The following is a 7,364-nucleotide window of genomic DNA, read 5'->3' as shown; positions in this document are numbered from 1 at the left end:
TGCCGCCGACACGACAGCCCGAACTGCGCTTGCCAAGGCGGAGGACCTGCGTGACGAGCATGTGGCCGACTACCAGGAGCTCTTCCGGCGTTCGGCCGCCCAGCACATCCCCCCGCTGGGCTCCTAGCGGCTGATCTTGGCCGCTGCCTGCCGAGCGAGCTTGTCGAAGTTCGGCGCGGGCATCCCCGCGCCCATCTCGCTGAACGCCAGCACCGAGACGTTGCGGCCCTTCAGCGTGACGGCGTACGGGAACCCGCCCGGCTCGCTGCCCGGGTCGTTCGGCTTCGGGTAGTCGTACCATCGGATCACCCGCGTGACGTCACCCGAGGCACCCTTCACCACCCGGTTCTCGGTGATCTTCCGCGCGTGCGTCGGCGCGGGCTTGCTGTACGTGCAGCTCTTCAGCGTCGCGATGATCGAGTTGTACGCCGCCCGCGCACTCGCCGCGTTCGCGTACCGGCTGACGTACTGCGCGCCCCACGAGCTCATGTCGTTGCTGAACCCGCGCGCCATCCGCGCCGCGACCCGCTTGCCCTCGGTCGAGGCCGGTCCGCAGTAGGTCCTCGGCAGGATTCCCCTGTCCACCTGCCGCAGCCAGCCCGCCCGCGCGTCCGCCTTGCGCACCTCGGCGACGGTCAGCATCTGCGACCGGCTCAGCACGGTCGCCGACGTCGCCGATGTCGTACCGGCGTCCGCCCCCGGCGCCACCAGAACGGTGAGTCCCACGGCCAGCACGCCGGCCGCCGCACCGGTCGCAACCACACCCCGGCGCATGCCCCGAGCAACAAACCTCATGTTCCGTCCCCCTCGTCGTTGGTTGTGCACGAGTAGACGTACGGGTTCCGGAAAAAGTTGTTCCGGACTAGACGGAATTCCGGCTACGCAGGCGGCGCAGCATCCGCGCGTCCTCGAAACCGACGGTCCGGGCGGCGGACTCGACGGTGGCGCCGTGGCCGATCAGGTGTTCGGCCCGCTCCAGCCGCAGGAGCTGCTGATACCGCAGCGGCGTAAGGCCGGTTGAGGCGGTGAAGAGGCGGGTCAGCGTGCGCTCGCTGACGCCGACCTGCCCGGCCAGGTCGGCCAGCGGCAGCCGGTCGGCGTACCGGACGTCGATGACGTCCTGGACGCGGTGCGCCAGATCGTTGAGGTGGTCCCGGTGCCGCAGCATCACGGACTCCTGCAGCTCGTCGCCGTTGCGCCGGGCGTAGACGACCATCTCGCGCGCGACCCGCGCGGCTGCCTCGGCGCCCCGGCCGACCGCGACCAGGTGCAGCGCCAGGTCGATCCCGCTGGCGATCCCGGCGGAGGTGATGACGCGGTCGTCCTCGACGTACAGCACGTCACGCACGATGGTCGCCCGCGGGTAGCGGGCGGCCAGTTCGTCGGTCAGGTCGTGGTGGGTGGTGAACCGGCGCCCGTCGAGGAGGCCGGCCCAGCCGAGCGCGTCGGCGCCGGAGCAGACGCTCGCCACCGACCCGCCGCTCGCGTGGTGCGCCCGCAGCCGCTGCCGGAACCCGGGCCCGATCGGCGGCTCCGGGGACAGCCGCGGCGACCGCCATCCCGGAACCACGACCAGGTCGCCCGGATCGAGCTCCGGCCACACCGACGAGGTCCGCAACGGCACGCCCTGGGCGGTCGCGATCTCGTCGGATTCGGCCACGTACGACACCTCGTACCCGTACCCGAAGTCGTTCGCGGTGGTGAACACCTGCGCCGGGCCGGCCAGATCGAGCAGATGCAGCCTCGGCACCAGCACGAAGACCACCCGAGTAGGACGCATCCGGTCAGGATGCCACAGGTACGCCGGTGAGCTCGTCGAGGGTCCGGATGGTGGCGAACCGGCCGGCCAGCACGTACTCCGTCCGCTCGACGACCTGCTCCGCGGTCAGGGTCCGCGGATCGGCGAGGATCTCCTCGACGGTCGCCTCGTCGCGGATCGAGGGGTGCGCCAGCGCCATCGTCGCGGTCGCCTCGGAGACGAACACCACGTCGTACCCGAGGTCGGACCCGACCCGCGCGGTGGTCTCACAGCACTGCTCGGTCCGGATGCCGCAGACAACGATTTCGGAAACGCCGTTCTGAGTGAGCACCTGCTGCAGATTCGTGGTGGTGAAAGCGTTGTGCGACGTTTTCCGGATCGTCGTTTCCGTCGGCAACGATTCGAGGCCGTCGATCAGCCGGACGTGCCCGTTCGCCGGGTCGAAGGCGCCGCCGGTCCCCGGTTCGGTGTGCAGCACCCAGACGACGAGGTCGCCGGCCTCCCGGGCCGCGCGCACCAGCCGGTCCACCCGGTCGGCGATGTCGGGGTGGTTCACCAGCTGCCAGTTCGGGCGGACCCGGAACGATTCCTGGACGTCGATCACGATCAGTGCGGTTCGGCTCATGCCCCCAGGATCGCCCGCGCCCGGCGCCCGGTTGAAGGCTCGATCGGGGCCGGGACCGGAACGATCCGGTCAGCGCGGAGAGATCGGACGAATTCACACCCTTCCGAACTGTTCCAAACACTGGTCTGGCGTGCTTATCGTGCCTGGGTCTGGTCTCTACAACGATTGAGGGGATTGCGATGCCCGATCACCTGCCCCGCCGCCAGGTCCTGCGGACCGCCGGCGCCCTGGGCCTCGGTGCCGCCGCCGCGGGCGCACTCACCAACACCGCCCAAGCCGGCGCCGACGCCGCCCGAACCGGTTCGGCCACTGGTACGCCGGATAGATTGACCGGCATGCGCGGACACCACGGCAAGCTCGAGATCACCAAGGCCCCGTTCGGCACCACACCGGACGATCAGCAGGTCGACGTGTACACGTTCACCAACGGCCGGGTGACGATCTCGATGCTCACCTGGGGCGCGACGATCCAGCGCGTCGAGACGCCGGACCGCCGCGGCCGGACCACGAACATCAGCCTCGGCTTCGACAACCTGCCCGACTACGCGAAGCTCAGCCCGTACTTCGGAGCCACCATCGGCCGGTACGGCAACCGGATCGCGAAGGGCCGGTTCACGCTCGACGGGACGACGTACCAGATCCCGGTCAACAACGGTGAGAACGCGCTGCACGGCGGCACGCTCGGCTTCGACAAGAAGGTCTGGAAGGCCAAGGTCGTGCAGAGCGACAAGGCCGTCGGCGTGGCCTTCACCTACGTCAGCCCGGACGGCGAGATGGGCTTCCCCGGTGAGCTCACCAGCACCGTCACGTACACGCTGGACCGGCGCGACAACCTGCGGATCGACTACCACGCGACGGTCGCCGGCAAGCCGACGATCGTGAACCTCACCAACCACGTGTACTTCAACCTGCTCGGCGAGGGCAACGGCACCATCTACGACCACGTGCTGGAGCTGAACGCGCCGCAGTACACGCCGGTCGACGCGACGCTGATCCCGACCGGCGAGATCGCCCCGGTCGCCGGGACGCCGTTCGACTTCAGCCGGCCGACGGCGATCGGCAAGCGGCTGCGCGGCGACCACCAGCAGCTGATCTTCGGCCGCGGGTACGACCACAACTTCGTCATCGGCGGCGAGCCGGACGACGACGGCCTGCGGCTCGCGGGCCGCTTCTGGGAGCCCGAGCACGGCCGCACGATCGAGGTGCTCACCGACCAGCCGGGCGTCCAGTTCTACAGCGGGAACTTCCTCGACGGCACGTTCCTCGGCATCGGCAACAAGGCCTACCGGCAGGGCGACGCGTTCGCGTTCGAGACCCAGCACTTCCCGGACTCGCCGAACCACCCGAACTTCCCGTCCACGGTCCTGCGCCCCGGCGAGACCTACAAGTCCACCACCATCTACTCCTTCGGCACCAAGTAGTCGCCGCGGTACAGCCGTACCTCAGCCTGAATCCGTGGACGAGTCGGCGGGACGGACGGCCGGGCACGCCACCCGCCGGAGAACTTTCAGGGGTTCACCTCTGAAAGTGTCCCTTCACCCCCTGCACACCGTGGGCAAAGGGACGAGTTGGCAGGTGAACCTCCCAAAGTGCGGCCGGCCGCCCCGGGTGCTGCGCGCTCCGATCCCGCCGTGCCGCGCTGCTGCGCTCGCCCGTCGGCGCGCCGGGGATCGGCTGGTTCTCCACCCCTGTTGGGGGTTCTTCGCTCGGATACCAGCAGAGAACCCCCAACGCGACCGGACAACCCCTTGGGATTGCCGGTGCTGCTCAGCCGGCTGACAGGTGTCACCCGGCCAATCCACGGATCCAGGCTCAAAGGTCCGCGCCATGAGTTCGTCGGGGGCTGGGCGGGCGTCGGCGGAGGGTGGATGTGCACTCTGCACAGGACCTGCCGGACCTTACCTAGTGCACCTCAGCGCGAGGCGTACACCGTCCCGCCGTGCACTACCTGTCGAGCTTGCACGCACCGGCGCCGACACGCCGCAGACACACCGGGGTCCGCGCGGCCAGGCCCCGACGAACTGACCGAGCCGACCACTGAGGTCCTGACGGTACTGCCGTACGGCGTGGCGGACAGAGGGCCGAACGGCCGGCTGTAACACTCTCGACGCGCCGGAACCCGAAGCAAGGGTTACCTAAGTTGCCTAGGGTCGGGGGTATGACTGAGCCGGTCTTGCAGATTCCGTTCGAGGACGCGTTTCGGTTCGATCCGTCGCCGACGTTCGCCGCGTTGCGGGAGGACCGCCCGGTGGCGCGGGTGCGGACGCTGGCCGGCGCCGAGGTCTGGCTGGTCACCCGGTACGACGACGTGAAACTGGTGCTCGCCGATCCGCGCTTCTCGCGCGCCGCGGTGGTGAAGCAGGGAGCACCCCGGGTCGCGCTGGCCAAGCCGATGCCGAACAGCCTGACCACCACCGACCCGCCGGAGCACAGCCGGCTGCGACGGTTGGTGGTCCCAACGTTCGCGCACCGGAAGATCGAGCAGACCCGGCCGTGGGTCGCGGAGCTGTCCGCGCAGCTCGCCGAGGACGTGGCGCGGGCGGGCGACGGCGCCGACATCCGCGAGCTGGTCGCGCTGCCGTTGCCGATCCAGGTGATCTGCCAGCTGCTCGGCGTGCCGTATGCGGACCGTGAACAGTTCCGGGAGTGGACCGAGCTCGGGTACAGCATGAAGATGGCCGAGAAGGATCTGGTCGAGGACGCGATGACCAACCTGACGGCGTACATCGAGGACCTGGTCACCAAGAAGCTCGCCAACACCGACCAGCCCTCCGAGGACCTGCTCGACGAGCTCGTCCGCGCCCGCGAGGAGGGCGACCGGCTCAGCCAGGACGAGCTGATCGCGTTCGGCGTGAACCTGCTCGTCGCCGGGCACGAGACGTCGGCGAACCAGATCTCCAGCTGCGTCGCCGCCCTGCTGCGCTGGCCGGAGAACTGGGCCCGGCTGGTCGCGGAGCCCGGTCTGACCCCGTCGGCGATCGAGGAACTGCTGCGGTTCAACCGGTTCAGCGAGGTCGGTCAGCTCCGCGTCGCGGTCGAGGACATCGAGCTGCACGGCGTACACATCAAGGCCGGTGACGGCGTAATGGCGGCGCTCAACTCCGCGAACCGGGACCCGCGGGCGTACGACGCACCGGACGAGCTGCGGCTGGATCGGCCGGACAACAAGCACCTGTCGTTCGGCTTCGGTCCGCACTTCTGCCTCGGCGCGCAACTGGCGCGGATCGAGCTGCAGGAGTCGCTGGCGGCCCTCGTCCGAAGGTTTCCGCGGATGAGCCTCGCGAAGCCGGCCGAAGAGCTCGAGTGGCGGCGCGTGCTGGTCAGCGGTCTCGCAGAACTGCCGGTGAACCTCAACCTGTGAGGTCCACCGGCAGCTCGATGAATCAGTTCTGCGAGGCGAACACGACTCCGTGCTCGGTCTCGTACTGCTCGATGAACCGCGCGGCCATCGGCTCGCTGGACGCGATCGCGTCGGCCAGCGTCTTCGCGCTGCGCTCGCGACCGGCCGGCCAGTCGGCCAGCAGCGCGTAGGCCCGCATCCGCTTCTTCTCCAGCGCCGTCGGCTCCGGCTTGTCCTCCTCCGGCTCCGGCTCGGCCTTCTGGACGACGACCGGCGCCGGGTCCGGCAGGACCGGCTCGACCTTCGGGGTGGTGATCAGCGCCGGGGGCTGCGGGTCCGCCGGGCCCGCGAACGGCGACGGCGGCTTCGGCTTCTCCACCATCGGCTCGGCCTTCGGCTGCGGCGCGAACGGCTTCAGCTTCCCGTTCACGGAACCGTTGCCGTTGACGACGTGCTGCGGCTCGCCGGCGTCCTCGACCACGACCGCCTCGGCGACCGACTCGTCGGTCTCCGGTCCCTGGTCGACGATCGCCATCAGCTCACCGGTCCACGCGTCGTCGTCGCGCAGTCCGACGCCGGTGCTGTCCGCACGTCGCGGCTGCCCGCCCTCCAGCACCCAGACGGCCGCCGGTACGGCGGGACGTTCCTCGGGCTGCTCCGGCGGCGGCGAGATCGCCTTGGTCAGCTTGTTGGTGATGACCTCGTAGTTGATCCGCTCCTCGAGCATCCCGGCCAGCCGGTCCGGGTCGTACGTCGTCTCGGCGATCTTCGCCAGCCGCTCGTCCTGGTGCTCGGACCGGATGTACTCGGCAACGGTCCCGGCGATCGCCTCGCGGCGGCTGCGGTTGCGGATCTGGTGCTGCGCGGCGCGCAGGCTCTCGTAGAGCGAGTAGCCGTGCTCGATCGCCAGCGAGCGCGCGAGCCAGGTCGTCTTCGGCTCGCGGATCCACTGCACGATGCCGTACACCGGACCGGTGTCGCGCATCTGGCCCGCGCGACGCAACGCGTCACGGCGCCGGGCCGAGCTGTGGATCAGCCAGAGCACGTAGGCGAACGCGGACAGGCCGCCGAAGCCGAAGGCCAGGAACCGCTCCTCCGGACGCCAGTGGCCGACCACGTTGAAGACCACCGCGACGAGCGCCGCGAAGAACGACATCGCCCGGTACGCGTAGGCCTGCTCGCCCTTGCGGCGGCGCAGGTCCGCGAGCGCCGCGGTGGCGACGCCACCGAGCTCGAGCACCGCGACCGCGGGCGTGACGAGGACGATCTTGAGCAGCGTCGAGAAGCCGCTGTCCGGCCACGGGATATGGGTCACGCCGGCCCAGACCTGGCCGACCAGCGCCGCGGCAGCCGCGGTCGCGTAGAAAGCGTAGGCGACTTTGTCCGCACCGGTGAGGGGTACGTTGACCAGTTCGCCAGTACTGGTTGTGCTGGTGTTCTCCTGCAAGACGTGCACTCCTGACCGGTTTGGGCTCTCCGGCAGTTCGTCGGGTGGGTGGTACGGCGGCCCCCATAGCGCGCTGCACGAGGCTACCGGTTTCCGGCCCCGAAAGGGGAGGCGAATCCGGAAACGTCTCGAACCTCCCCGTTCCGATCCCGGTTCTAACCTATGAATTCTTTGCAGAACGGATTTATTGACG

6 protein-coding genes are annotated in these 7,364 nt (G+C 69.5%); 2 read left to right on the top strand and 4 right to left on the bottom strand.

Features of this window, described 5'->3' with window-relative positions:
- Positions 1-123: 123 nt before the first annotated feature.
- The 3 genes from ACWEOO_RS41170 to ACWEOO_RS41160 form a co-directional block, all read right to left on the bottom strand.
- Positions 124-795 (bottom strand): hypothetical protein, encoded by a 672-nt coding sequence (locus tag ACWEOO_RS41170; RefSeq protein WP_452147691.1) that lies wholly within the window; start codon positions 793-795, stop codon positions 124-126.
- 67 nt (positions 796-862) lie between these two features.
- Positions 863-1,780 (bottom strand): GlxA family transcriptional regulator, encoded by a 918-nt coding sequence (locus ACWEOO_RS41165; RefSeq protein ID WP_452147690.1) that lies wholly within the window; start codon positions 1,778-1,780, stop codon positions 863-865.
- Positions 1,781-1,784: 4 nt separating this feature from the next.
- Entirely contained in the window at positions 1,785-2,384 is a 600-nt protein-coding gene (locus ACWEOO_RS41160) for an isochorismatase family protein (protein ID WP_452147689.1), read from the bottom strand.
- A gap of 179 nt (positions 2,385-2,563) precedes the next feature.
- On the opposite strand from ACWEOO_RS41160, the gene ACWEOO_RS41155 reads away from it, so the two are divergent.
- Positions 2,564-3,805, top strand: a complete 1,242-nt coding sequence (locus ACWEOO_RS41155; RefSeq protein WP_452147688.1) for an aldose epimerase family protein — start codon at positions 2,564-2,566, stop codon at positions 3,803-3,805.
- 737 nt (positions 3,806-4,542) lie between these two features.
- The gene (locus ACWEOO_RS41150; RefSeq protein ID WP_452147687.1) at positions 4,543-5,745 is read left to right on the top strand and encodes a cytochrome P450; all 1,203 of its coding nucleotides are present in this window, start codon (positions 4,543-4,545) and stop codon (positions 5,743-5,745) included.
- 22 nt (positions 5,746-5,767) lie between these two features.
- Here the strand turns inward: ACWEOO_RS41150 and ACWEOO_RS41145 are convergent, their stop codons facing one another.
- Positions 5,768-7,171, bottom strand: a complete 1,404-nt coding sequence (locus ACWEOO_RS41145; protein WP_452147686.1) for a hypothetical protein — start codon at positions 7,169-7,171, stop codon at positions 5,768-5,770.
- Positions 7,172-7,364 lie beyond the last annotated feature (193 nt).

This window comes from Kribbella sp. NPDC004138, assembly GCF_053603655.1.
The sequence above is the reverse complement of the archived record's forward strand: the minus strand, read 5'-3'. Positions and strand labels throughout refer to the sequence as shown.

Excerpts from the sequence above, each read along its gene's own strand:
- ACWEOO_RS41170 (WP_452147691.1), bottom strand. The coding sequence starts at position 795 with ATGAGGTTTGTTGCTCGGGGCATGCGCCGGGGTGTGGTTGCGACCGGT.
- ACWEOO_RS41165 (WP_452147690.1), bottom strand. The coding sequence starts at position 1,780 with ATGCGTCCTACTCGGGTGGTCTTCGTGCTGGTGCCGAGGCTGCATCTG.
- ACWEOO_RS41160 (WP_452147689.1), bottom strand. The coding sequence starts at position 2,384 with ATGAGCCGAACCGCACTGATCGTGATCGACGTCCAGGAATCGTTCCGG.
- ACWEOO_RS41155 (WP_452147688.1), top strand. The coding sequence starts at position 2,564 with ATGCCCGATCACCTGCCCCGCCGCCAGGTCCTGCGGACCGCCGGCGCC.
- ACWEOO_RS41150 (WP_452147687.1), top strand. The coding sequence starts at position 4,543 with ATGACTGAGCCGGTCTTGCAGATTCCGTTCGAGGACGCGTTTCGGTTC.